A 24,517-nucleotide genomic window follows, 5' to 3' on the forward strand; every position below is an offset into this window, starting at 1 on the left:
TTCAAAGACAATCTGGCGTTTCATGGCATCACTGTCTATGAAATGGCGACAATTGAAACGGTGCCGGAATGGACAAGCTGGCAGGCCTGCGGGCCTTTGCGAAGGTGGTCGAGCTCGGCAGCTTTTCCGAAGCGGGCCGGGCGCTGCGATTGTCGCGATCCGCGGTGAGCAAATATGTCGGCGAACTCGAGGACGAGCTCGGCGTGCAGCTCTTGAACCGCACCACGCGCCGCGTCAGCCCGACCGAAAACGGCCAAGCCTATTTTGAGCGCGTGCTGGGCATCATCGGCGAGCTCGAGGCCGCGGACCATGCCGTCACTCAGTCGCAGGCTACACCGCGCGGATTGCTGCGGGTCAATGCACCGATGTCGTTCGGTACGCTTCGGCTCGGGCCGGCGATTGCCGAGTTCATGCAGCGTTATCCCGAGCTTCGCATCCAGCTCGTGCTGAGCGACGAGAATGTCGATCCGCTCCAGGACGGTCTCGATGTCACCTTGCGCATTGCCGATCTGGAATCCTCGAGCCTGATCGCGCGCAAGATCGCGCCGATCGCCCGTGTGATCTGTGCTTCACCGGATTACTTCAGAAGCCACGGCGTGCCATCGCATCCCAACGATTTGCGCGATCACAACTGCCTCACTTACGGATTCCTCTCCACCGGCAACCAGTGGAAGCTGTCGGGCAAGGACGGCGATCACTGGATCCAGCCGTCCTGGACGCTGTGCGTCAACAATGCCGAGGTGCTGCGCGATGCAGCGGTGGCCGGGCGGGGAATCGCCTTGCTCCCCGTCTTCATCGGCGAGGACGCTTTGCAGACCGGGCGTCTTCGGACCTGTCTCGATGACTATCATGCGCCTCCACTGGCGCTCTACGCGCTTTATCCGCCGACACGCCATCTCGCACTCAAGGTGCGTCTGTTCATCGATTTTCTGGTGGAACGGTTCGAGGGTTGATACGCCGGACGGGTTTCGATGCAACGCAGCAGGGGATGGCTCGTAGCAGAGCCGCGGTCGCGCGCTGACGTTTGCTCAATGACTGCCGAGGTTGCCTGCGCTTGGCGTCTGCCGGAAGGTGCTCCGTCGAGGCGCGTTACACGCCGGCGAGCAGGACGATCGCGGCGATCAGCATCGTAACGCCGAGCGCCGGGAACACGAGTGATATGGTTTCGCTACTCATGCTACTAACTTACTGAATTCGTTTCGCTTCGCTAGCTATACGATGGCATAGCCGAGCGTACTGAATGGTTCAGTCTATGTCACCGGAAGGTCGGGGATGGACGGCCAATGTGCGCTGATCGCCCGCTTCCCTCGTCTTGGGGTGCCCGCTACACTCCTTGGTCGAAGCACGTGTCAAGGTGCGCTTGTGACGGAGCCCAAGGACAAGGATCAACCCGCGACAGTGGTCGTGATCGACGACGATCCGAGCATACGGCAATCGCTTGGCAATCTGCTGCGGTCGGCGGGATTCCGGGTCAGCCTGATGGGTTCGGTCAGCGAGTTTCTGGATGCGGGGCGGCCCGAAGGACCGACCTGCCTCGTGCTGGATGTGCGCCTCCCGGGACAAAGCGGACTCGAGCTGCAGCGCGAGCTCGGCAGCGGCAAGCGGCAGTTGCCGATTATCTTCATCACCGGCCATGCCGACATCCCGATGTCCGTCCAGGCGATGAAGGGCGGCGCAATCGAATTCCTGACGAAGCCATTTCGGGAGCAGGACCTGCTCGACGCGATCCAGCTTGGCCATGCCCGCGACCGCGCCTGGCTCGAGCAGGAGAAGATCAGCGCTGAGCTGAAGGCCCGCTTCGAAACGTTGACGCCGCGGGAGCGCGAGGTCATGGCGCTGGTGGTGAGTGGCCGTCTGAACAAGCAGATCGCGGCGGAGCTTGGCCTCAGCGAGATCACCGTCAAGGTTCATCGCGGCCAGGTGATGCGAAAGATGCATGCGAAGTCACTGCCCGAGTTGTCGCGCATGGCAGACCGGATTCTTCTCGCGCTGGGAAAATCGAACGACAGCGGCAAGGTGGCCTGACGGTCACCGACCCGCTCGAGCCAGAGCGTTGCGAATGGCGCTGAGCAGATCGTCCTCGTTGAACGGCTTGGTGAGCAGGCAATGCACGCCATTCTGCTGTGCGCGAGCCCGGACATGGTCACTCGGGTAGGCGGTTATGATGATCGTGGGGATCGAATTTCCCTGGCTGCGCAGCGTCTGGTGCAGATCAAGTCCGCTCATGTTCGGCATATTGGCGTCGACGACCAAGCAGCCAACCTGATCCATCTTCGCGGAGCGCAGAAACTCCTCCGCAGATGCAAAGACTTCCGCAGAAACACCAATGGAGCGCAGCAGCCCGCGAACCGCGGTACGAACCGAGTTGTCGTCGTCTACGATCGCAACGAGTCGTCCTGCATGAGGTACTTGCACGATCCGTAATCCCGAAAACGGGCAATCGCGAGACGACAATGATGATCCCGCATAAGACCGTTAACGCAAGCTTAGGTCCAACGACCAACCGCGGCGACTATACAGATGTATACTCGGGCGCCGTCGGCTTGCCGGCGATACGCCCGCGCACGCGCCGTCAGGGCGCAAGTCGGGCCAGCGTGCCGGCTTGCGCCGCGGCGACGGCATCGGCTGCATCCTCGGGAAGGAGCAGACGATCGTCGACCATGCGCACGGCTGCGGCCTTGACCGCGGCAACATAAGCATCCGGCGTGGGATAAAGCTCCTCGATCGAGGGGCGGGGGTCGCCGGCCGCAAGACGCTCTGCGCGCGTGCTGGCGAAGGCGAGCGTGCCGCCCATCTGGGTGCACAGCGTTTGTCCGCCATCTGCCCCTGCGATCGCATTCCATCCCGTGTAGGTCGCGCGAGCCGCAGCAAGCAATGGCAGCCGGACGCCAGCCAGCGCGTTGCCATCAGCGCCGGCGCGCGGCAGATAGAGCGGGTATTCTCCGTGTACCTTCGGCAACGGAGCTGCCTGTTCAATTGCCTCCGCGCGCGCATACTGAGCGCGATAGCCAAGGCCCGGGATCGGCACCGGATAGACGTCCCTGGCTGCTGCAAGCGTATTCTGCGCCAGTGTCGGGTAGCGGCTTGCCGGCGGTGCCACGTCCTCGGTGATCCACGCCTGCAAGCCGGTGAGCAGCGCGCGGAAGGCGGGGCCGCCATACACGGGATTGAGAGGCAGGGTGCAGGTCGGCCTGTGTGTAACGACGGCAGTCGCGACATTGCCGTGCGGGCTGCCTGCAACCATGTAGAGCCGCACCTCAGGCGGCGGTTCCAGATTGCGCCCGCGCGTGTCGGTGACGAGCAAGCTCGCTTCGGACCCCCAGAACTCGAACTCGGAATCGATCTGCATGATGCGCGGACAGGTGTTGGTCAGGCTGCAGCGGAGCAATAGTCCGTCGCGCCGTCCAGTGAACGCATCCTCCGTCACGGCATAGGTGAAGGGGAAACGCAGCACGGGATAGAGGCGGTCGAACTCAGGCCCAGGATTGCGACCCGGCTCGGCAAAACGGTCATTGGTGAAGCTGCGCCGCGCGCCGGGAATGATCGGCATCATCGCCTCGAACACGAGACGTCCGGCTTCGTCCTCGTTCATCCCAAAATAAAGCACGTCGCGCAGCACGCGGCCGGACTGCGAGATGCCAAGTCCGATCGCTCGCGAGATGCCGCTCTGGCCGTCGGCCGCGAGCGGATTGGTCGGGCCGCCCTCGCGCCTCAGGAAGGCGGCGACGTCGCGGATTGCGGCGAGACCCATTCCGGTCACTTTCGGGTCGCGCGCCGTGTAGGTCAGCTCGTACAGCGCATCCGAGGTGAAGCCGGCCGGGCGCGTGATCTCGATCGTCTTGTCGTCGATGAAGCTGAGCTTGAGCTCCGGTGGAGTTTGGCGCGGATCGTCGGCGCGAGCATGCACCGACAATTGTGCGCTTGCCCGGTCCGCAACGGGATAGCTCAGTGTCGCGCGATGCGGATTGGTCGTGTCGCCAAAACTCCATTCCTCGCGGACGGGCCCGGTGATGCCCGCGACGACCGGCACCTGGATTCCAAGCATGCCGGCGCCTGTGGGTGCGTCCGCCTGCCAGCCCGCCCAGACCAGCGTGTAGCCCTGCGACAACAGGAAGCCGCGGCCCGCGTCGTCGGCTTGATCGAGACGGATGCTACCCTGGATCGAGCTGTTGTCGAACCAGGCTGATATCAGCCTGCGCCCACGGTTCGGTATTTCGAACAGCAGGATGCCGTTCGGATGCGCAGGGCGGAGGATGACGACGTCGCTGGTGGCCTCGACCTTGCCGTCAGCATTGCGCGGCGCACGGTCGAGATCGGTGATGACGGCGTTGCGGGGATTGGCCGGATCGAGCGCGATGGTGGCGCTCGCGGTTATCTTCTCGACCTGACCGGCGGGCCCGAAGCTGCGGCCTTGCAGGGCGGAGGTGGTGCGATCGAGGACGTTGAACCGTGTGATCTCTGCACTGGCGGGCGTGGAGCAGGCGAGGGCGATCAGCCCGCTCAAGAGAGCGGCGTAGCGTATCATGTCGTGTCTCCTCCCAGAGTCAGGACATGATGAGTAGAGCGTGGCCGGATCGATCTGGCAAGCCGTGCGCGAGCGTCGCGCTCAGAGAGAGCTGCCGCCGCAGATCACGAGTTGCTGCCCGGTGATTGCGCCAGCTTCCGCCGAGAGCAGGAACGCCACGCTGGCGGCGACTTCCTCGGGACGAATGAAGCGGCCGATCGGCGGCAGTTTAGGCGTCACATTGGCGCGCGTCGGGTCGTTCAGCATCGGCGTTTCGGTCGCGGCGGGCGCTACGACGTTCACCGTGATGCCACGAGGCGCGAGCTCAGCCGCCCATGAGCGTGCGAGCGCAACCAGCGCCGCTTTCGTCGCAGCATATTGTCCCCGGCCGGATGCGCCCGATGCGGTCCGGCTGCCGATGAAAACGATGCGCCCGCCCTCGGGTAGACGCGGCGCCAGTGCATTGGCGAGGCGCTCGGCGACATCGACATGCAGCCGCCACATCGCCGCGCCGTCGTCATGGTTGAGCGCGCCGAGTTGGCCGACCCTAAGGACGCCCGCGGCATGAACGAGAGCCGTCGGTGCGATGCCTGCGAGAGCAGGCGCGATGGCATCGACGTTCCCGAGGTCAAGCGACAGGTGATCAAACGCCGGATGGTCGAGAGGTGCGGGGCGGCGGCTGATGCCGGTGACGCGCCAACCATCGCGCAGCAGGCGTTCGACGACCGCGGCGCCGATGCCGGAACTTGCGCCTGTCACAAGTGCGTGGGGCCGCCCGCCCATCGTCCTAGTCCCCGACGGCGTGCGTGACCCATGGCTCCGTCACGCGCACATGCTTGATCGCCCGCCGATGGAAGGTGAAGGCCATGTGAAGCGCGCCGTCGGCGGTCTGCTTGATCGACGGATATGACAGCTCGCGGTTGGTCTGGTCGCGCGAATTATTGGTCATGCAGTAACCGTCGCCAGTCTCGACGTCGCGCTTCGTCCAGCTCCGTCCGCCATCGGCCGAGACGGCGAGCGTCATCGGCGCTCTCGGTGCGCCCCAGAACGCGGTGCGTCCGTGTGTCTTGCCGTCGCCGGCGATCACGGGCGGCAGCTCGTCTTCGATCTCGTCGTAGAGCGACAGACGGCGCTCGGTCGCGGCATTGGCGCTGGAGTCGTTGAAGACGAGCGCGAGATGTCCGTCGGCAAGCCGCGTGAACTGTATCGAGGAGTTATTGTTCGGAAGGATGGTCGCAACCGGCGCCGACCAGGTGCGGCCGTGATCGGTGGATCGGCTCTGATAGATGTTGTCCGCCCAGCGGCTTCGAAACAGTGCGAGCAGCGAGCCGTCGTCAAGACGCTCGATGCACATATGTACGCAGCCGCGGCTTCCTGGCACGTCCACGTCGCGCCAGGTCGCGCCCGCGTCGGAGGAAATCTTCACTGCGCTGGTGTCCTCGTCGCCGTTCCATTTCCGTCCCGGCGTGCTGTGGCAATAGAAGACGGGCAAAAGCCAGTCGCCATTGTCGAGCACCACGATCGGCTGGCGGATGAAGGTGCCGCGACCGCGCTGCTCCGGGAACAGCGTTTCGATCGGGCCCCAGGTCCGGCCGTGGTCGCGCGACAGGCGCCTGCGAACGAAGGCCGTGTCCTGGTTTCCCGCAAGCTGCGCCGTCCAGATCAGCCAGAGCGCGCCATCCGGGGCAGGGAACAGCACCGGATTCTGCTCGGAACGCTTGGAATCGTCGGACAGCTTTTCGGCCGGCGACCATTGCGTCGCGCCGCGGGCAAGACGCGAGAAATAGACCGATATGTCCGACATGCCTTCCTGCGTGCCGCCGAACCAGACGCAGCCAAGGTCGCCATTGGCAAGCGGCATCAGATTGGCCGCGTGGTTCTGCACGCAGGGCGACGGAATGAAGGCGTCGAACCGGTCGGGTTCGCCGGCCGCCTGTCGCACGACGCCGTCGGCGATCTCGATGTCCGCGATCATGCTGAAGTCCTTTCCACAAAAGTACTGGTTTGCGTGGTCGCCGGCGCGGCGCGCTCAGTGGGCGGGCGGCCGAGCACGAGGCGCTCGATCGCCATCACGACCAGGGGCGTCGCCGCTGCGATGTACATGTTGTCGATGCCGAAGGGATTGCCAAGCAGATACCACACCGTCGTCGAGACAGCGGCCCCGATCAGTCCCGTGGTCGCACCGCGGTTGCTGGCAAACAGCGGCAGATAGAAGCCCATCATGGCGACGATGGTGATCGACAGCCTGAGCGCGCGCGTGAAGAACGACAGCTTGAGTATCTCGGGAACGAAGAACACGAACACCAGCGGTACGATGCCGATCACGACCGAGAATACGCGCGTCATCTTCAACTCGCGCTCCGGCGTCGGCTTCCAGTAGGGGACATAGAAGTCGCGCACCACGAGCGAGGCGATCGCGAGCGCGACCGTGCAGACGCTGACGAAGATCGAGGCGACCAGCGAAGTCGTCACGAAGGCGGAGGCCAGAGGCGGCATCTTCTCCAGGAATACCGGCAGCGCGTAGAGGCTGTTCATGTCGGGGTAGAGGAATTTTGCCGCAACGCCGATCAGGGCGAGCAGGAAGCCGAGAGGGAGACAGAACGCGGCCGCGTACAACGTCGCCTTGCGGGCGTCGTCGGCGCTCGGCGTCGAGGAGATCGCCTGCACGATGAACTGTGTCGAGAAGATCGCGCCGACCGTGCCGAAGGTCCAGGCGAAGATGGTCGTGAAGCCGATCTTGCCGTCCCAGCTGAAATAATAAGCCGGCAGTTTCGCCTGGATCGGCGCGATCCCGCCGGTCAACGACATTGCGACCGCGAAGATGATGAGGATGCCGACGACCTTGATGGCGCTGTGGAGGATCGTGACCCAGGCCACGCCCTTCAGGCCGCCGAACACGTAATAGAACGTAGAGACCACGGCGATGATGCACATCGCAACGGGCAGGCTGATATGCAGCGAGGTGGCGATGGCGGCTGCGCCGCTGACATAGTTGCCGACGTTCACGAGCAGCAGAGCGTAGATCATGATCACCGAGACCGTGAGCATGGTCGACTTGCCGAATTTCTGCGCGATCGCGGCCGAGATCGTGTATTCGCCGGAATTGTAGAGTTTCTTGACCATCAAGAACCCGAACAGAAGGAAGCCGATCGAGGCGCCGAGCACGGCCCATCCGGCGGCCATGCCGGACTGAAACGCTTCCTGCGCCGTGCCGACGGTCGACTTGGCGCCGACGAATTCGGACATCATGAGCACGCCGACGACGACGGCCGGCATGGCGCGCGCGCCGGTCATGAACTGATCGCTCGTCCTGCTGCGCAGCTTGATCGTGAGCCACGACGTGAAGGCGATGTAGGCGGCGATCATCGTGACGATGAGCGTGCTCTCTCCATTGAGGATGGCTTGCATCAGTGGTGTTTCCTCTGGTGACGCGGACGCGGTGTTGTGAAGCCCGCTATGTCCGGTTTCGTTCCGACTCTGTTTGATCGGAATGCGAACAAATGTTGTTAATGCCTATTAGACCTGCCCGAGCGCCCTCCGTCAAGCGTACGCGTTGACGCGGCGGTCGATGCGCCACGTCTGGCGTTCATTGCCGCAGGGGGTTCAATAGGTTCCCGGTTGGAAGAGGGATCAGCCGCTCATCTGGACTGCGTTGGTCAGGAGTTTGGCGACGCGTAGCACTTCCGGCAGCGCTGATTTCTCGAACGTCTTGATATCGATGCGGTTGGCGTCGACGGTGAGACTGATGCCGGCCACGATGGATTTGTCGGGGCCGAAGACGGGTGCGGCGAGGGTGCGCAGGCCATAGGCGTTCTCGCCGTCCGAGACGGCATAACCCTGCTTGCGCACCTGATCGAGCCGCGTGAGCAGCGCCTTCAGATCCGTCAGCGTGCGCTCCGACAATTTGATCCGCTCGGTGGCCTCGAGCCGCGCGATCTGCTCGTTTTTCGGCAGACCCGCCAGCATGACGTGGCCGAGTGCCGCGGCATAGGCCTTGATCCGGCTGCCGGGCCTGCGGTCGATCTTGTGGCGGTCGAGACCGGCGCTGACGCGCGCGAGATAGACGACGTCGCTGCCGTCGAGAACACCCAGCGAGGCGGCGTCACCGAGCGCCGGGACCAGTTCGCGGAGCAGCGGTTCGGCCTGGCCGCGCAGGTTGCCGGCGGAGAGCGCGGTGTATCCGAGATCGAGGCACTTCAGGCTGAGGCGATAATGGCGCGATGCCTCGTTGGCGTGGAGATAGCCGAGTTTGACCAGCGTCTGCACCAGGCGAAACGCCGTGCCGCGGTCCATCTCGGCGCGCTCGGCAATCTCTGTGATCGTCAATTCGAACTCTTCGGCCGAAAAGCTCTTCAACACTGCGAAGGCCTTGGCCACCGAGTTCACAAAGTTCTTGGGATTGTCGGCTGGCGATGCGGTCTTGGCCAATGTTCGTTCCTTCATCTGGCGGCGCGTCGTCCACGAGAGAGTTGGAACCACTCGCGAATCCGCGCTTTACTTCGGCCCGTTGGCAAGCAGGGGAGCCCTCCCGGATAAAAAGGCATGGGCTGCTCGCTTGACGGCCGCGACTGCGAAGTCTAATCACATCCTCAAGGATTGACAACAATTGTTCGGATTCCGATCAATCGATCGGCCGGATGCCAACGGAGGAGCTCTCGTCGTGGACGTTCAGCCCAAAGGCGTGTTTTGCGCGGCGTTGACGCCGCTGGATGCCGATCTTGCGCCGGATCATGCCGTCTTCGTCAAGCATTGTCGCCATCTTCTGAGCGAAGGTTGTGACGGCATCGCATTGCTGGGCACGACCGGCGAAGCCAACTCGTTTTCCGCGAGCGAACGCAAGGCGCTGATCGAGAGCGTCGTCCGCGCCGGCATCGCGCCGTCAAAGCTCCTGCCGGGAACCGGCGTGCCGGCGTTGACCGAGACGGTCGAGCTGACGCGGCATGCCCTCTCGCTCGGTGCCACCACCGTCGTGATGCTGCCGCCATTCTACTACAAGGACGTCACGGACGAGGGACTGTATGCCTCCTACAGCGAGGTCATTCAGCGTGTCGCTGATGTCAGGCTCAAGGTCGTGCTCTATCACATCCCCCAGATGTCACATCAGCCGATCCCGCATGCGGTGATCGCGCGGTTGCGCGCGGCCTATCCGGACGTCATCGTCGGCATCAAGGATTCTTCCGGTGACTTTGCCAACATGACGGCGATGATCGAGAAATTCCCCGGCTTCGCCGTGATCGCAGGCGCCGATCCGCTGCTGCTGCCGCTGCTGAAGAAGGGCGGCGCGGGCTGCATCACCGCAACCTCGAACCTGGTGGCGCGCGAGCTCGCTTACGTGTTCCGTCACTACAAGGATGATGACGCCGCGCTCGAAGCGGCGCAGAACCGCATCGTCAAGGCGCGCGAGCGTGTGTCCGTGTTCCCGCAGATCGCTTCGCTGAAGACGCTGCTGGCGCAGGAAACCGGCCATGCCGGCTGGCGCCGGATGCGGCCGCCGCTGCTGCCGCTGTCGCAGGAGAACGCCGACAAGCTGCTGGCCACAGGGCTCGTCAAGGAGCAGGCGTGAAGCCGACGCTCCGCCTTCTCGCCGACGATCTGACCGGTGCGCTGGACACGGCCGCCGAGTTCGTCGGTATGTGCGGACCACTTCAGGTGACATGGGCGGAGGCGCTGCCCTCGCAACTTCCTGCGTGTCTCGCGGTCGATACCGGAACGCGGGAGCGTGACAAGGTCGAGAGCGCGCAGATCGTCGAGCGCCTCGCGCCGCTGCTACGCAATGGGGCGATCGCCTACAAGAAGGTCGACAGCCTGTTGCGCGGCGCCTGGGCTGCCGAGCTCGGGGCGTGCCTGCGATCGGCGCCGTGGAAGGCCTGCATCGTGGCTCCGGCGTTCGCCTATCAGGGACGCCGCACCTTTGGCGGCCAGCAATATGCGCGCGCGCACGACGGGAGCTGGTCGCGGGTCGGCGACAACCTGCTGGTGCAGCTCGCAGCCGAGGGCCTCGACGCGCAGACGGGACGGTTCGACACCGATCTGCCTGCCGGCATCAGCGTCTTCGACGCTGAGAGCGAGGATGATCTCGATCGCATCGTCGCGATCGGGCGCCGCGCGTCGCAGCCGGTCCTGTGGTGCGGCAGCGGCGGTCTCGCCGGCGCGCTCGCACGCGGCAGCGATGCGTCCGCCCCGTCGGTACTGCGCAAGCCGGTCCTCGGGCTGTTCGGATCGGATCAACCTGCGACGGCCGCACAGCTGGCAGCCTGCGGTGATGCCGTCATTGCGCTTGCGGAAACTGGTGAAGACAACGTCGGACCGGTTCGCCGCAAGCTTGGTACGGAAGGCGTCGCGCTGGTGAAGTTCGCTCTCGCGCCCGGTCTGTCCCGCGATGAGGCGGCGCGCCGCATCGCGCGCGGACTCGGGGCGGTGACCACGGCGCTCGAGCCGCCGGGCACGCTGATCGTTGCGGGCGGCGAGACCTTGCGGGCATTGTGCCTTGCGCTGGACGCAAACGCGTTAGAGGTGACTGGGCGCATCATGCCGGGCCTGCCGTGCTCGATCATTCGCGGCGGCCGCTGGGACGGCGTTGCGGTGATCTCGAAATCAGGCGCCTTCGGCGCGCCGAACTTGTGGCACACGCTGTTGCAGGACAATCAGTTGATCAACGAGAGACACGACATATGACCCATCCGCATCTCGCCATCACCATGGGCGATCCCGCCGGGATCGGTCCGGAGATCATCATCAAGGCCTGCGAGAAGCTGCGATCGCGGATCGAAGCAGGTGATCTCCGGCTGTTGATCATCGGCAGCGGCGCAGCATTGAAGAATGCGGCCGCGCAACTGGCCGCGAAACTCGATATCCCCGAGGTGCACACGTCCGACAAGGACTGGCCGAATCTGTGCTTTCTCCAGGCCGATGACGAAGGCGAGCCGATCAAGCCCGGCGTTCTGACGGCCGACGGCGGCCGCTTCGCGTTCAAGGCGGTAGAGCAGGGCGTGCGCCTGACACAGGCCGGGCGGATCGGCGGGATCGTCACCGCGCCCTTGAACAAGGAAGCGCTCAACAAGGCGGGCTACCACTATCCCGGCCATACCGAGATGCTGGCCGAGCTTACCGGCGTCAAGGGATCGGTGATGATGCTCGCCCATGGCAACATGCGGGTCAGCCATGTCTCGACCCATGTCGCGCTTCAGGACGTGCCGAAGCGGCTGACGCCGGAACGCCTGCGCTATGTCATCGATCTCACCGACAAGGCGCTGCGCGGCCTTGGCCTGGACAAGCCGAAGATCGCCGTGGCCGCGCTCAATCCGCACGCCGGCGAGGGCGGATTGTTCGGCCGCCAGGACATTGACGTGTCGGAGCCGACGATCGCGAAGGCGGTCGCCGATGGGCTGAACATCGTCGGCCCGGTGCCGGGCGATACCGTGTTCGTGAAACTGCGCGCCGGCCAGTACGACGCCGTGATCGCGATGTATCACGACCAGGGACACATCCCGGTCAAGCTGCTCGGCTTCGAGGTTGATCCTGCCACCGGCCGCTGGCAGGAGCTGTCCGGCGTCAACATCACGCTCGGCCTGCCGATCATCCGCACCTCCGTCGATCACGGCACCGCCTTCGACATCGCCGGCAAGGGCATCGCCAATGAGCGCAGCCTGATCGAGGCGATCGAATATGCCGAACGTCTTGCCGCCAGCGCGACGCGAGCCTGAGCTCCGGGAAAGAGAACCATGACCAACCTGTCTGCGCCGATCGAAATCATTCGCCCTGAAGTGATCGAGTTTGGATCCGGCACAATCGCTGCGGTGGCGCGGTTCGCACGCGGGAAGGGCGTGCGGCGTCCGCTCGTCGTCGCCGATGCCTTCAACGCGGCGCGCGTCGACCTGCTCGCGCTGCCGGGCGAGGTGACCGTGTTCGGCGAGGTCAAGCCGGAGCCGGACGTTCCCAATCTGGAGAAGGCGCTCGGCGTGGCCCACGCGGCGCGGCCGGATCTCGTGGTCGGCTTCGGCGGCGGCAGCGCGATGGATCTCGCCAAGCTCGTCGCCGTGCTCAGCACCGGCGAGCAGAAGCTTGCCGATGTCGTCGGTCCGGACAAGGTGGCGGGTCGCGCCGTCGCGCTGATCCAGGTGCCGACCACGTCAGGCACCGGCAGCGAGGGCGGCATCCGCGCACTCGTCACGGATCCCGCGACCCGCAACAAGCTCGCCGTGCAGAGCCGCTTCATGCTGGCCGATCTCGCGGTCGTCGATCCCGACCTCACCATGACTGTTCCCCCGCAGGTAACGGCCGCGACGGGCGTCGATGCGCTCGCGCACTGCACTGAAGCCTTCACCAGCCGCAAGGCACATCCGGCCATTGATCTCTATGCGCTCGAAGGCATCCGCCTCGTCGGCCGCTATCTCGCGCGCGCGGTCAAGGATGGTGCGGATCGCGAGGCGCGCGCCGCGCTGTCATTGGCATCGCTCTATGGCGGCTTCTGCCTTGGGCCAGTCAACACCACCGCGGGCCACGCGGTGGCCTATCCGCTCGGCACCCGCCATCACATCGCCCATGGCCTCGCCTGCGCGGTGATCTTCCCGCATACGCTGGCGTTCAACATGCCGGCGGTGGAAGCAAAGACGGAGGGCGTGCTGGAGGGGCTCGGTGCGCCCGCGACCAGGAACCCTGCAGCTGCGTTCGAGGCGGCCTACAAGTTCTGCGCGGATCTCGGCATCGAGATGAAGTTGTCCGCGCTCGGCGTGCCCGCGGATGACCTTGGCGCGATGGCCGACGAGGCCCACGCAATTCGCCGTCTTCTCGACAACAATCCGCGCGATCTCGGCCGCGATGCGATCCTCAAGATGTACCAGGCGGCATTCTGACTGTTTCGTGGGAAGACGAGTCCGTTGCTTGAAACTTTGCTGCCTCGCACAACACTAAGTCCAACGTCTAGCCAGCGGGCGCCTTGACAGGCGAAACGCTCCTCGCACATTCTTACACTAAGTAAGAATGACGACAGGGACGGAAATGTCGGAGCAGCCGCGAAGTCGGCGGCAGACGCGTGCGGCCATTCTTGGGCACCTGCTCAAGTCGGGCGGCATGTTTCGGCCTCCTCTGGCCAAGGCGGTGCGCCTGTCCGAGGCGAGCCTGTCGCGCATCTTGTTTGACCTGAAGGCCGAAGGCTTGATCGAAGAAGTGAGGCGACCTGCGCCTTACTTCGGTGGCCCGACCGGCCTGGTGTCGCTCGACAGGTCCGTGGCGCTGGCGGCTTTCGAGCTGACCACACAGCGGCTGAGCGTCGGCGTCGGCACGCTTTCGGGCGAGCTCAGCTACGTCGAGCGTCTGCCATTGCCGAAGACGCTGACCGCCGACACCGTCGGCGGGGTCTTTCGCGACGCACTGCACCTGCTTCGGAACTGGACGCGGCGGCGAGGAGACGGCCTCGCGCAGATCGGCGTTTCGGTTCCGGGGCTCGGCCGGTTGAGTGAGTTGCACAATCCGATCATTCCCTGTGACGTCGCCATGGTTCGCGACATGTTCAGCGAGACGTTCGCGGACGCAACTGTCGAGTTCACGAACTCGGTGGTGGCGCATGCGATGTTTCATCGCTGCCGCACCGAAGATTATCCGCTTACAGGCGCCCATCTGTTCGTGTTCGTCGGCCAGGGTGTCGCAGGCGCGTGGGTGGACGACGCGATCGAGGCAAATGCCTCGCGGCCGGTTGAGCTCGGCCACATGGTGTTCGGCGAAGGCGGTCCGCGCTGTCGTTGCGGCCATCATGGATGTGTCGAGGCCTATACCTCGCTGCCTGCGCTGGCCGAGCTTCTTGGTGTCAGCGAATCCGACTTGCTGCAACTCGGCGACCTCTGGATGAATGCAATCCCGTTTCCCGCGCGCGTGCGCCAGGAGTTGCGCCGCCGGCTGTTCCGGCTCGGCCTTGCGATCGGCAATACGCTGAACGTGAAGCCCAGTCCTGGCGTCGTCATCAGTGGCTGGCCGTCCCTTCTTAGCGAGGACGATCGCAAGGCCGTGATCGACGGGATCGATACCAGCCTGCTCGGCGGCCGCAAGCTCGCCGAGGTGTCACTCGCTTTCGTGCCGCCTTCGAACGGAAACGATCCGAATGCCGCGCTCGCCTTTGCCGCCTGTTGTCTCGCGTGCCGCGGCGGCATGCCGGCCGCATCGACGGAGGCTGCCTGAAATGTCTTGAGCCACGGCTCACTCGTGCCAAAAAAAGTTCGCACCCGGGAGGAACTTGCTATGCCGATTACAACAACAAGGCGTCGTCTGCTCGCTGGATCCGCTGCCGCGCTGGCCCTGCCGGCGTTTGCTCGTGCGCAAGGCGCGGTCAAGCCGCGCCTGACAGCGATCTCGCAATGGTCCGCCGGTAGCGATGGGGCGGCCATCACGGCGCTCGGCAAGAAATTCGAGGAGAAAGGCGGGGTCTGGCAGCACTCGCCTGTTCCCGGGTTCACCACCGAGATGATGAATAAGCTCCGCGCCCAGATCATCGCCGGCGATCCGCCGGCCTGTTCGCAGCTCAAGGGCCCCGAGATCGCGGCCTGGTCGAAGATCGCCCCGACAGTCGATCTCGACGCCATCGTCGCTGCTGCTGGCTATGAAAAAGTTGTCGCACCAGATCTTGCAAAATTGCACAAGCCGGCGGGCAAGTGGATCGCACTGCCGTTGCAGATCTACAGCACCAACATGCTGTTTCTCTCCAAACGTGCGTTGGACAAAGCCAAGGCCGACAAGGCCCCCGTCACCTGGGCCGAGTTCAACGATCTCGCCGAGAAGATGAAGGCGGGCGGTGTCACATATCCCATCGCCAACGGCGGCACCCGCCCCGACGATGGGCAGAAATTCGAGGCCTCTTTCGCCGGCATCAGTCCGACCTCATACCGCGCAGCCATCATGAATCTCGACAAGAAGGCCCTGGAGGGGCCCGACATAAAGGCTGCGTTCGCGCAGACGCGCAAGATCGCCGACTGGATGGATCCCAATGTCGGCGCCCAACCGTTTGCCACCAACCTGAAGCGTTTCGTCGACGGCGACATGGGCATGATGATCCAGGGCGGGTGGGCGCAGGGCGTGTTGCGCAACGCCGGTTTCAAGTTCGAGGACTTCATCATCGTGCCGGGCCCCAGCGACAACAGCAAGCCGGTGTTCCTGTTGAATGCCGATGCCTTCATATTCTGGCAACGCAAGGAGGCCGATCTGCAGGCCGGTCAGACGCTGATGGCCCAGCTCGTCATGGATCCGGCGATCCAGACCATGTATTCGCAGATCACAGGATCGATCCCCGTGCGCACCGATGTCGATCTCTCCGGTGCCGGCTGGTCGGACGGTCAACGGCGAACCGCTGCAGCTCTGAAAGATGCTGTCGCCAACAATCAGGCCGTCCTGAGCCTCGCGCACAACATGGCGCAGGAAAACGGGCTGACCGCAGCGATGATCGACGTGATCACAGAGTACGTGAAGAACAAGACGATTACGCCGGAGCAGGCGGTCACCCGCCTCGCCGACGCCGTCGAGAGCTCACGTTGACCGACGCCGTCTCGACAGCAGCGCGACCGGGCCGGCCGGCGACCTCTGAAATGGTGCGCCGGCTGCCCGAATATCTGATGATCTGGGTGCCGCTGCTCTTGTCTGCAGCGCACCTCATTTCGTTTTCGATCTGGACGATCTGGATTTCGTTCACGCCATCCACGCTTGTTCCGGTCTCGGGCTGGGTGGGGTTGCGCAACTACACGGCGGTCTTGGCGTCACGGAACTGGCAGATCGCCTTCGACAATCTGCTGCTGTTTGGCAGCGCGTTCGTGCTGCTAAGTCTGGTGACCGGGCTCATACTCGCGATCCTGCTCGACCAGCGCATTCGCGGCGAGAACGTGCTGCGATCCATCTTCCTGTATCCCCTCGCGGTGTCGTTCGTCGTCACCGGCACGGTCTGGAGCTGGCTGCTCAATCCCGGCATCGGAATCGAGAAGCTCGTCCATGACCTCGGCTGGACATCCTTCCGGTTCGACTGGCTGGTCGACCGCGACATGGCCATCTGGACGATTGTCATCGCGGCGATCTGGCAATCCTCGGGCTTCGCCATGGCGCTCTTTCTTGCCGGCCTTCGGTCCGTCGACGCCGACATCATCAAGGCTGCTCAGATCGACGGTGCCGGTCCGTTCCGAACTTACCGGCGCGTCATTTTGCCGACGCTGTGGCCGATCACCATCACCGTCATCGTGGTCCAGTTGCAGTTCGCGATTTCGGCTTTTGACCTCGTCCGCGCGCTCACCAACGGCGGGCCCGGGATCGCGACCCAGCTGCCGGCCCTTGTGGTCTACGACCTCATGTTCCAGCGCAGCCAACTCGGCCGGGGTGCGGCGGCGGCGGTGCTGATGCTGCTGATTCTCCTTGCGGTGCTGCTGCCGTATGCCGCGTGGCGCTATTACCAGCGACGGCGGGTGATCCATGCGTGATCACGCCTTCGCGCCGAACCGGATCCTGATCTATCTGCTTGTTTCATTGATCGCGGCAGCCTGGCTCGCGCCACTGGTTGTTGTCGTGCTGAACTCGCTCCGAACGAACGAGGAGATCGCGCAGGCCTCGATGATCGGCTGGCCAAAATACTGGGCCTGGAGCAACTACGCTGCTGCCTGGAGCGGTTTCTGCGTCGCCGAGACCTGCGCCGGCATCCGGCCGTACATGCTGAACTCCGCGCTCGTCACGATTCCTGCGACGATCTTCTCCACCATACTCGGTGCGATTGCCGGTTACGCCGTATCGCTCTGGCGTTTTCGCGGCGATAGCTGGATCTACGGCATCGTGACCCTTGGTCTCTTCCTTCCGCAGCAGATGCGCTTGCTTCCCTGGACTATCGTGCTGCGGGACATCGGGCTCATCAACACGTTGACGGGCCTCGTGCTGATTCATACGATCCAGGGGCTCTCCTTCACCACGCTGTTCTGCCGGAACTACTATGTCGCCATCCCACATGAGCTGATCAGGGCCGCGCGTATCGATGGCGCCGGGTTCTTTCGTATTTTCTGGCGCATCATTCTGCCGCTGTCGTCGCCCATCCTGATCGTCACCGTGATCTGGCAGTTCACGCACATCTGGAACGAGTTCCTCTATGGCGTGACATTCACGACCGGCCAACAGCAGCCAGTTACGGCCGCTCTCATCGCGCTATCCGCCGCTATCGCGGATATCCCGAAGCATGGTGTGCAGAGCGCTGCCGTGATCATCGCAGCGCTGCCCACCTTGTTGATCTATCTCCTCGGCGGTCGGTACTTCGTGCGCGGCCTTACCGCCGGAGCAGTGAAATGATGGGGTTGTCATGGCAGCATTGAGCATTCGCTCCCTGTCGAAGCGTTACGCCAATCTCGAGGTGCTGAAGGGGATCGATCTCGACATCGAGAGCGGTGAGTTCACCGTGCTGGTCGGGCCCTCCGGCTGCGGCAAGTCCACGCTGCTCAACATCGTCGCCGGGCTCGATCGCGCCAACGACGGAACAATCGAGATCGGTGGACGAGTCGTCAATGATGTCCCGCCGAAGGATCGCGACATCGCCATGGTGTTCCAGTCCTACGCGCTCTATCCGTCGATGACGGTGAGGCAGAATATCACGTTCGGCATGGAATGCCGTCATGTGCCGAAGGCGGAGCAGGAGAAGGCGCTATCGAATGTCGCGCGCCTCTTGCAGATCGAGCCGCTGCTCGGACGCAAGCCGGCGCAATTGTCCGGCGGCCAGCGCCAGCGCGTGGCGATGGGCCGCGCGCTGGTGCGCGATCCCCTGCTGTTCCTGTTCGACGAGCCGCTCTCCAATCTCGATGCCAAGCTGCGCGTCGAAATGCGGATGGAGATCAAGCGGCTGCATCAGCGCATCGGCGCCACCATCGTCTACGTCACCCACGACCAGATCGAGGCGATGACGATGGCGACGCGGATCGCCGTCATGCATCAGGGCGAGGTGCAGCAGTTCGCCGATCCCGACACCGTGTACCGCTATCCGGCCAATTTGTTCGTGGCGCGCTTCATGGGCTCGCCGCCGATGAATACCATGAGGGCGCGGCTGGAAACCGAAGATGGCGGGCCGGTGGTCGTCATCGGCGCGGGTCGGCCGGACGAGGCCCGCCTGCGCCTGCAAGGATATGACGCAGCAGCCTCCTTCGTCGGCCGCGAGATCGTGGTCGGGATCCGGCCGGAATGCATCGCCGAGGGAAGCCGCAGTTTCTCCAACGGCGCCGGCGCGCCCGTCGTCGTCAATGCGCCTGTCGAGATGGTCGAGCCGACTGGTGCGGAGACCATCGTATTGCTACGGCTTGGCGGCGAGTCCGCATTGGCGCGGATTGCGCCCGACATCCGGCCGGTGCCGGGCGAGCGCGCCGCCTTCGCGCTCGACACGCGCCGCATCTGCCTGTTCGACCCCGAGACGGAGCGGCTGATCGCATGACTGAGACGAGTTATCCGGGCCTTGCGGGCCAGGTGGTGTTGATTACCGGCGGCGCCAGCGGTATCGGCGCGGCCTTCGTGCGCGCGTTCGCGGCCCAACAGGCCCGCGTCGCCTTCCTCGACATCGACACCGATGCCGGTGAGACCTTGGTGCGGGAGGTGACGGACGCAGGCGGCTCAGCGCCCCTCTTCGTGCCGTGCGACTTGCTCGACATCGGGGCCCTGCGCGAGGCGATGGCAGAGGTCCACGGCACGCTTGGCGATGCCGCGGTGCTGGTCAACAACGCCGCCAACGACCAGCGCCAGGTAGTGTCCGAGGTGACGCCGGCAGAATTTGACTGGACAATCGGCGTCAACTTCAAACACGTCTTCTTCGCCGCGCAGGGGATCGTGCCGCAGATGCAGGCACGCGGTGGCGGTTCGATCATCAACATGTCATCGGTGGCATGGATACGCGGCGCGCCGGCGCTGCCGGTTTACGCCGCGGCCAAAGCGGCGATCGTCGGCTTCACCAACGCGCTCGCCCGGCTGGTGGGCCCCGACCGCATCCGCGTCAATGCGATCGCGCCGGGTATGGTGATCACGGAACGTCAGCGTCGGCTCTGGTATCCCGACGAGCAAAAGATCGCCGAACTCCGCACGCGGCAGGCCATTCCGGACGCGGTAACGCCGGAGGATATCGCGCGGATGGCGCTGTTTCTGGCGTCCGATGACAGCAAACGCATCACGCGTCAGTGCTTCCAGGTCGACGGCGGCCTCGGCTAGGTCGTTCAGCGCAGGAATTGCCGGAAGCGGCGAAGAGACACGAAGAACAGGATCCCGCCGATCGTCAGCAAGGCCGCAAATTGCGGCCAGACGACCGTCAGTCCCGCGCCACGGAACAGGACAGCCTGCGCGAGGATGACGAAATGGGTGTTCGGTGCGGCGAGCATGATGTCCTGAATGATCTGGGGCATGCTCTCGCGCGGCGTCGTCGCGCCCGACAGCATCTGAAGCGGCATCAGCACCAGCATCAGCAGCAGACCGAATTGCGGCATGGTGCCGGCAGAGGTGGCGAGGAAGATGCCCATGCAGGTGGTGGCGAAGAGGTAGAGCGCCGTACCGAACAGGAACAGCGGGACCGAGCCGCCGATCCGAACCGCGAGCAATCCCTGAACGATGAAGATGATCGCGACGCTGGCGGCGACGAGAACGACGAGCCCCATCGACCAGATCTTGCTCGCCATCACCTCGAACGGCGTCACCGGCATCACCAGGAGATGCTCTATGGTGCCATGCTCGCGCTCGCGGATCAGCGCCGCGCCGGTCAGGATGATCGAGAGCATCGTGACCGAGGAGATGACGTTGTTGATCGCGCCGAACCAGCCCTTGTTGAGCTCTGGATTGAAACGCGCGCGCAGCGCCAGATCAATCGGCAGCGGTGCGGCCGAACGGTAGCGGGACAGGAACTCGCTGACCTCGTCGCTGACGATGGATTGGATGTAGCCGCTTCCCGTGAAAGCCTGCGACATGCGCGTCGCATCGACATTGAGCTGGATGGCGGGCGATCGCTGCGCCAGCAGGTCACGCTGGAAGTTGGGCGGAATGTTGAGCGCGAAGGTGTCGAGCCCGGCGTCCATGCGGGACATCATCTCCGATTGTGGGATCAGCCGCGGGACCGTGAAATAGGGCGGGCTGAATGCGGTGATGATGCGCGTGGCGGCGGGCGACCTGTCCTCGTCGACGATGGCCAGCGCCGCCTGGTTCAGCGTCTCCGGCTGCGCCCTGGACGAGGTATAGATCGAGACCGTGAAGGCACAGACGATCAGCCCCAGCATCATCGGATCGCGCAACAGGCCGCGCAGTTCCTTGACGCCGAGCTGGATGATATTGCCTGCGCGCATGGTTAGTTCGCCTGTTTCTTCAGGAGCAGCACGCCGAGCCCGAGCAGCACGGGGATGGTGATGACGAGCGCCAGGAACGGTCCCGAAAGATCGCTGAAGTCGAGCCCCTTGGAGAAGGTGCCGCGCGTGATGGTGACGAAATGGGCCGTCGGGTAGATCCGTCCGATGATCGCGCCCGCACCCTGGAGCGATGATACCGGATCGACCAGACCCGAATATTGCGTGGCCGGAATCATGGTGAGCAGCGCGGTCGCGAAGATCGCAGCAATCTGGCTCGTCATGAACGAGGAGATCACGAGCCCCATCGCGGTCGTGATGACGACGTAGAGGAGGGCGGCTGCCGTGAAGGCAACGAAGCTGCCCCTGAAGGGAACGCCGAATGCGAACACGGCGAAAGCGGTCAGGAGGAAGAAGTTCAGCATGGCGAGCGCGACATAGGGCAGCTGCTTGCCGAGCAGGAACTCGATCCGGGTCACCGGCGTGACGTAGAAGTTGATGATCGATCCCAGCTCCTTCTCCCTCACGACGCTCAGCGTCGCCAGGATCGCCGGGATGATCAGGAGCAGGATCGGGATCACGGCGGGTGCCATCGCGACGATGCTTCTGATGTCGGGGTTGTAGAGGAAACGTACCTCGAGCTGGTAGTCACCGGTGGTCGCGGCATTGCCCAGGAGTTGCCGGGCCCGTTGCGCGAGCCACGTCGCGTGCATCGCCTGCACATAACTCCGCACTGTCTCCGCGCGCGATGGCATCGCGCCGTCGACCCAGGCGCCGATCTGAACGTCGCTGCCGCGCGCCACATCGCGACCGAAGCCAGGCGGAATTTCGATGGCCAGGCTCAACTCGCCGTTGCGCATGCGGCGGTCGAGATCGTCGTAGTCGGTGATCGGTGCGAGCTCCGTGAAATAGCGGGACCCCGCGATCTGAAGGACGTAGTCGCGGCTGATCGTGGTATCGTCGCGGTCCATGACGGCGAAGGAGAGGTTCTCGACGTCCATGTTGATGCCATAACCCATCACGAACATCAGGATCAGGCTGCCGAGGATCGCCAGCGTCGCTCGGATCGGGTCGCGCCTGAGCTCTGTGTATAAGAGACAGCTTCAGATAGGCGACGAAGGCTTCCTCCAGGTTGCCGCCGCCGCGCCGCTCCGCGATCCCTGCCGGCGTGTCGCTGATCATCACCTTGCCGGCATGCATCAGCGAGATGCGGTCGCAGCGCTCGGCCTCGTTCATGAAATGGGTGGACACGAAGATCGTGACGTTGTCGCGCCGCGACAGGTCGGACAGGATCTGCCAGAAGCCATCGCGCGCGACCGGATCGACACCTGACGTCGGCTCGTCCAGGATCAGGACGTCGGGTGCGTGGATCATGGCGACCGCCAGCGACAGGCGCTGGCGCACACCGAGCGGCAGCGCATCGGGCAGCGCGTCGATGACGTCGGTGAGGTCGAAGTCTTCGACCATCTGGCGGACGCGGTCTTCGATGGTCTCTGGCGCGAGGCGGAACAGGCGTGCGTGCAGTTCCAGGTTCTGGCGGATCGTCAGCTCGGAATAGAGCGAAAAGGCCTGCGACATGTAGCCGACGCGCCGCCGGACATCCATGTCGTTGGGATCGACCTCATGCCCGAACAGCCTGGCTTCGCCTTCGCTCGCCGGCAGCAGCCCGGTCAACACCTTCATCGTCGTGGTCTTGCCGCAGCCGTTCGAGCCGAGGAAGCCGAAGATCTCGCCGCGAGCGATGCGGAAGCTCACATGATCGACGGCCGTGAAATCGCCGAACCGAACGGTCAGTTGCTCGGCCTCGATCGCGATGTCGCCGTCATGGTCGCCCGCGCGCGGCGGGATCACCACCTCTTTGTAACCCCGTCGCTGCGCCTCGGGGAGCAGGGCGATGAAGGCGGCGTCGAGATTGTCGGCGCCGGTCTGCTGCAGCAGTGCAGCCGGCGTGCCGGTGGCCAGTACCCGGCCGTCGTTCATTGCAACGAGCCAGTCGAAGCGCGCGGCTTCCTCCATATAGGCGGTCGCGACGATGACGCTCATGCCGGGACGATCCTTCCGGATCGTCTCGATCAACTCCCAGAACTGCCGGCGCGAGAGCGGGTCGACGCCAGTGGTCGGCTCGTCGAGGATCAGCAGGTCGGGATCGTGGATCAGCGCGCAGCAGAGGCCGAGCTTCTGCTTCATGCCGCCGGACAGCTTACCGGCGGGTCGGTCGGCAAAGGCAGCAAGGTCAGTGTCCTTGAGGAGCTGCTGTATGCGTTCCTCCCGCTCGCGCCGGTCGTGTCCGAACAGGCGGCCGAAGAAATCGACATTCTCGAAGACGGACAGAGTCGGGTAGAGATTCTTGCCCAGGCCCTGCGGCATATAGGCGATCTGCGGGCAGGTCCGTCGGCGATGCGCAGCGTCGGCCATGTCGCCGCCGAGCACGTGGACGCCGCCTCCCTGGATCGCGCGAGCCCCGGCGATCAGCGAAAGCAGGCTGGATTTTCCGACCCCGTCAGGTCCGATCAATCCAACCATGCGGCCTGCGGGAATGTCGAGCGTGATGCCGTCAAGTGCGCGAGTCCTGTCATAGGACAGCGCGACCGCCTCCAGGCGTATGACCGGCACCGCTGACTGATCGCCATTCGACGCGTCGCTCATTTGACCAGATGTTCCGTCAGTTGCGCCGGCCACGCGGCGTTCTGGTCGAGCCGGACGAAGGCCCGGCCGGGCAGGCCGGTCTTGACCTGCTCGATGTTTCTCCGCAGCAGGTCGGGGGAGATATGCGCGCGGACGCGGAACATCAGCTTCTGGCGCTCCTCCTCGGTCTCGACCGTCTTCGGCGTGAACTGGGCAACGCTGGCGACGAACGTCGCCTTGGCGGGAATCACCCATTGCGGCGCGGCGTCGAGCACGAGGCGGACCTCCGAGCCGATCGCGACGCGGCCTGCCTGCGCGGTCGGCAGAAAGAAGGTCATGTAGACGTCGCCGAGGTCGACGAGGTTGAGCACGCGTCCGCCGGCGGAGAGCACTTCGCCGGGCTGGGCCACGCGGAACTGGACGCGTCCATCGCGCGGCGCGCGCAGCGTCGAGTCGTTGAGGTCGGCCTTGATGCTCTCGATGGCCGCCTTCGCCGCCTCTACGGCAGCCTCGGCATCGACGACTTGTGCTTCAGCGGCACTGATCGCAGCTTCCGAGCCGGCGAGCTGGGCCTCCGATGCGGCCACGGCTGCGCGCGCGCCGTTGGCAGCCGCCCGGTCGTCGTCGAGCACCTGCTGCGACACGGCATTGGTCCTGATCAATTGCTCCGAGCGTTGCAGCTTTCGATCGGCCGCATCGAACTCCGCGCTGCGCTGGCTGATCACGGCGGTCGCCGTCTTCTTCTCGGCCTCGCGCTGGGTCACGAAACTCTTGGCCGTGTCGATTCCGATCGTGGCGCGGCGCAGTTGCGCCTGCGCCTGACGGTATTGCGCCTCGAGTTGCACGGTATCCATTTGCGCCAGCGCCTGTCCGGCAGAGACCAAATCGCCCTCTCTCACCAGGATGTCCTTGATCCGGCCCGGCGTCTTGGTCGCAATGTCGATTTCGACGGCCTCGATGCGGCCGTTGCCGCTGGCAAAGCCGGGCGGAAGGCTGTCACTGCCCAGCCTCTGCCAGGCGAGGTAGCCGCCCACGCCTAAGGCCACGACAAGGAGGGCGATCAGCCAGCGTTTTCGATTGCGCGTCATGG

At 64.4% G+C, this 24,517-nt stretch carries 20 protein-coding genes and 1 pseudogene; 12 read left to right on the forward strand and 9 right to left on the reverse strand.

Annotation, left to right across the window (positions count from 1 at the left end):
- The first annotated feature begins 68 nt into the window (after positions 1-68).
- Together SO140_RS01975 and SO140_RS01980 are read left to right on the forward strand one after the other, a co-directional pair.
- A complete protein-coding gene (locus tag SO140_RS01975; RefSeq protein WP_498542234.1) occupies positions 69-953 on the forward strand; it encodes a LysR family transcriptional regulator in 885 nt (294 codons plus the stop codon).
- A gap of 409 nt (positions 954-1,362) precedes the next feature.
- The gene (locus tag SO140_RS01980; RefSeq protein WP_498542235.1) at positions 1,363-2,025 is read left to right on the forward strand and encodes a response regulator transcription factor; all 663 of its coding nucleotides are present in this window, start codon (positions 1,363-1,365) and stop codon (positions 2,023-2,025) included.
- 3 nt (positions 2,026-2,028) lie between these two features.
- Here SO140_RS01980 and SO140_RS01985 read toward each other — a convergent pair whose 3' ends face one another.
- The 6 genes from SO140_RS01985 to SO140_RS02010 all read right to left on the reverse strand — a co-directional run bounded on the left by SO140_RS01985 (position 2,029) and on the right by SO140_RS02010 (position 8,932).
- Positions 2,029-2,454: a response regulator transcription factor gene (locus SO140_RS01985; protein WP_498542236.1), complete on the reverse strand. Its 426-nt coding sequence runs from the start codon at positions 2,452-2,454 to the stop codon at positions 2,029-2,031.
- Positions 2,455-2,572: 118 nt separating this feature from the next.
- Positions 2,573-4,525, reverse strand: a complete 1,953-nt coding sequence (locus SO140_RS01990; protein ID WP_498542237.1) for an alpha/beta hydrolase domain-containing protein — start codon at positions 4,523-4,525, stop codon at positions 2,573-2,575.
- An 81-nt stretch (positions 4,526-4,606) separates the two neighbouring features.
- Positions 4,607-5,287, reverse strand: coding sequence for an SDR family NAD(P)-dependent oxidoreductase (locus SO140_RS01995; RefSeq protein WP_498542238.1), 681 nt, complete (start codon positions 5,285-5,287; stop codon positions 4,607-4,609).
- A gap of 4 nt (positions 5,288-5,291) precedes the next feature.
- Complete coding sequence (locus SO140_RS02000) at positions 5,292-6,479, reverse strand: sialidase family protein (protein WP_498542239.1); 1,188 nt, start codon at positions 6,477-6,479, stop codon at positions 5,292-5,294.
- Positions 6,476-7,912, reverse strand: a complete 1,437-nt coding sequence (locus SO140_RS02005; protein WP_449377381.1) for a sodium:solute symporter family protein — start codon at positions 7,910-7,912, stop codon at positions 6,476-6,478. The genes SO140_RS02000 and SO140_RS02005 overlap by 4 nt, the downstream gene beginning before the upstream one ends.
- Before the next feature lie 222 nt (positions 7,913-8,134).
- Positions 8,135-8,932, reverse strand: a complete 798-nt coding sequence (locus tag SO140_RS02010) for an IclR family transcriptional regulator (RefSeq protein WP_449377380.1) — start codon at positions 8,930-8,932, stop codon at positions 8,135-8,137.
- Positions 8,933-9,164: 232 nt separating this feature from the next.
- Here SO140_RS02010 and SO140_RS02015 point away from each other — a divergent pair, with 232 nt between their 5' ends.
- From SO140_RS02015 to SO140_RS02060, 10 genes are all read left to right on the forward strand, one after another.
- Entirely contained in the window at positions 9,165-10,067 is a 903-nt protein-coding gene (locus tag SO140_RS02015) for a dihydrodipicolinate synthase family protein (RefSeq protein WP_498542240.1), read from the forward strand.
- Positions 10,064-11,179, forward strand: a complete 1,116-nt coding sequence (locus SO140_RS02020) for a four-carbon acid sugar kinase family protein (RefSeq protein ID WP_498542241.1) — start codon at positions 10,064-10,066, stop codon at positions 11,177-11,179. Before SO140_RS02015 ends, SO140_RS02020 begins: the two co-directional genes overlap by 4 nt.
- Positions 11,176-12,207, forward strand: a complete 1,032-nt coding sequence (gene pdxA, locus SO140_RS02025; RefSeq protein ID WP_449377377.1) for a 4-hydroxythreonine-4-phosphate dehydrogenase PdxA — start codon at positions 11,176-11,178, stop codon at positions 12,205-12,207. Before SO140_RS02020 ends, pdxA begins: the two co-directional genes overlap by 4 nt.
- A gap of 18 nt (positions 12,208-12,225) precedes the next feature.
- Complete coding sequence (locus SO140_RS02030; RefSeq protein WP_498542242.1) at positions 12,226-13,356, forward strand: iron-containing alcohol dehydrogenase; 1,131 nt, start codon at positions 12,226-12,228, stop codon at positions 13,354-13,356.
- Between the two features lie 145 nt (positions 13,357-13,501).
- Complete coding sequence (locus SO140_RS02035) at positions 13,502-14,674, forward strand: ROK family transcriptional regulator (RefSeq protein WP_498542243.1); 1,173 nt, start codon at positions 13,502-13,504, stop codon at positions 14,672-14,674.
- A gap of 60 nt (positions 14,675-14,734) precedes the next feature.
- A complete protein-coding gene (locus SO140_RS02040) occupies positions 14,735-16,021 on the forward strand; it encodes an ABC transporter substrate-binding protein (RefSeq protein WP_498539583.1) in 1,287 nt (428 codons plus the stop codon).
- Positions 16,018-16,947: a carbohydrate ABC transporter permease gene (locus SO140_RS02045; protein ID WP_449377373.1), complete on the forward strand. Its 930-nt coding sequence runs from the start codon at positions 16,018-16,020 to the stop codon at positions 16,945-16,947. The genes SO140_RS02040 and SO140_RS02045 overlap by 4 nt, the downstream gene beginning before the upstream one ends.
- Complete coding sequence (locus SO140_RS02050; protein ID WP_498542244.1) at positions 16,940-17,797, forward strand: carbohydrate ABC transporter permease; 858 nt, start codon at positions 16,940-16,942, stop codon at positions 17,795-17,797. Before SO140_RS02045 ends, SO140_RS02050 begins: the two co-directional genes overlap by 8 nt.
- A gap of 10 nt (positions 17,798-17,807) precedes the next feature.
- On the forward strand, positions 17,808-18,923 hold the full coding sequence (locus SO140_RS02055; RefSeq protein WP_449377371.1) for an ABC transporter ATP-binding protein: 1,116 nt from the start codon (positions 17,808-17,810) through the stop codon (positions 18,921-18,923).
- Positions 18,920-19,687, forward strand: a complete 768-nt coding sequence (locus tag SO140_RS02060) for an SDR family NAD(P)-dependent oxidoreductase (protein ID WP_449377370.1) — start codon at positions 18,920-18,922, stop codon at positions 19,685-19,687. Before SO140_RS02055 ends, SO140_RS02060 begins: the two co-directional genes overlap by 4 nt.
- A 5-nt stretch (positions 19,688-19,692) precedes the next feature.
- Here SO140_RS02060 and SO140_RS02065 read toward each other — a convergent pair whose 3' ends face one another.
- From SO140_RS02065 to SO140_RS02075, 3 genes and pseudogenes are all read right to left on the reverse strand, one after another.
- A complete protein-coding gene (locus SO140_RS02065; RefSeq protein WP_498542245.1) occupies positions 19,693-20,805 on the reverse strand; it encodes an ABC transporter permease in 1,113 nt (370 codons plus the stop codon).
- 2 nt (positions 20,806-20,807) lie between these two features.
- Positions 20,808-23,448, reverse strand: a pseudogene (locus SO140_RS02070) (ATP-binding cassette domain-containing protein).
- Positions 23,445-24,515 (reverse strand): HlyD family secretion protein, encoded by a 1,071-nt coding sequence (locus tag SO140_RS02075; RefSeq protein ID WP_498542246.1) that lies wholly within the window; start codon positions 24,513-24,515, stop codon positions 23,445-23,447. Before SO140_RS02075 ends, SO140_RS02070 begins: the two are co-directional and overlap by 4 nt.
- Between the last annotated feature and the right edge of the window lie 2 nt (positions 24,516-24,517).

This window comes from Bradyrhizobium sp. UFLA05-108, from assembly GCF_059803455.1.

What these genes read in the sequence shown, in the direction of transcription:
- SO140_RS01975 (WP_498542234.1), top strand. Translation starts at nt 69, where the DNA reads ATGGACAAGCTGGCAGGCCTGCGGGCCTTTGCGAAGGTGGTCGAGCTC.
- SO140_RS01990 (WP_498542237.1), bottom strand. Translation starts at nt 4,525, where the DNA reads ATGATACGCTACGCCGCTCTCTTGAGCGGGCTGATCGCCCTCGCCTGC.
- SO140_RS01995 (WP_498542238.1), bottom strand. Translation starts at nt 5,287, where the DNA reads ATGGGCGGGCGGCCCCACGCACTTGTGACAGGCGCAAGTTCCGGCATC.
- SO140_RS02000 (WP_498542239.1), bottom strand. Translation starts at nt 6,479, where the DNA reads ATGATCGCGGACATCGAGATCGCCGACGGCGTCGTGCGACAGGCGGCC.
- SO140_RS02005 (WP_449377381.1), bottom strand. Translation starts at nt 7,912, where the DNA reads ATGCAAGCCATCCTCAATGGAGAGAGCACGCTCATCGTCACGATGATC.
- pdxA (WP_449377377.1), top strand. Translation starts at nt 11,176, where the DNA reads ATGACCCATCCGCATCTCGCCATCACCATGGGCGATCCCGCCGGGATC.
- SO140_RS02030 (WP_498542242.1), top strand. Translation starts at nt 12,226, where the DNA reads ATGACCAACCTGTCTGCGCCGATCGAAATCATTCGCCCTGAAGTGATC.
- SO140_RS02035 (WP_498542243.1), top strand. Translation starts at nt 13,502, where the DNA reads ATGTCGGAGCAGCCGCGAAGTCGGCGGCAGACGCGTGCGGCCATTCTT.
- SO140_RS02040 (WP_498539583.1), top strand. Translation starts at nt 14,735, where the DNA reads ATGCCGATTACAACAACAAGGCGTCGTCTGCTCGCTGGATCCGCTGCC.
- SO140_RS02050 (WP_498542244.1), top strand. Translation starts at nt 16,940, where the DNA reads ATGCGTGATCACGCCTTCGCGCCGAACCGGATCCTGATCTATCTGCTT.
- SO140_RS02055 (WP_449377371.1), top strand. Translation starts at nt 17,808, where the DNA reads ATGGCAGCATTGAGCATTCGCTCCCTGTCGAAGCGTTACGCCAATCTC.
- SO140_RS02060 (WP_449377370.1), top strand. Translation starts at nt 18,920, where the DNA reads ATGACTGAGACGAGTTATCCGGGCCTTGCGGGCCAGGTGGTGTTGATT.
- SO140_RS02065 (WP_498542245.1), bottom strand. Translation starts at nt 20,805, where the DNA reads ATGCGCGCAGGCAATATCATCCAGCTCGGCGTCAAGGAACTGCGCGGC.
- SO140_RS02075 (WP_498542246.1), bottom strand. Translation starts at nt 24,515, where the DNA reads ATGACGCGCAATCGAAAACGCTGGCTGATCGCCCTCCTTGTCGTGGCC.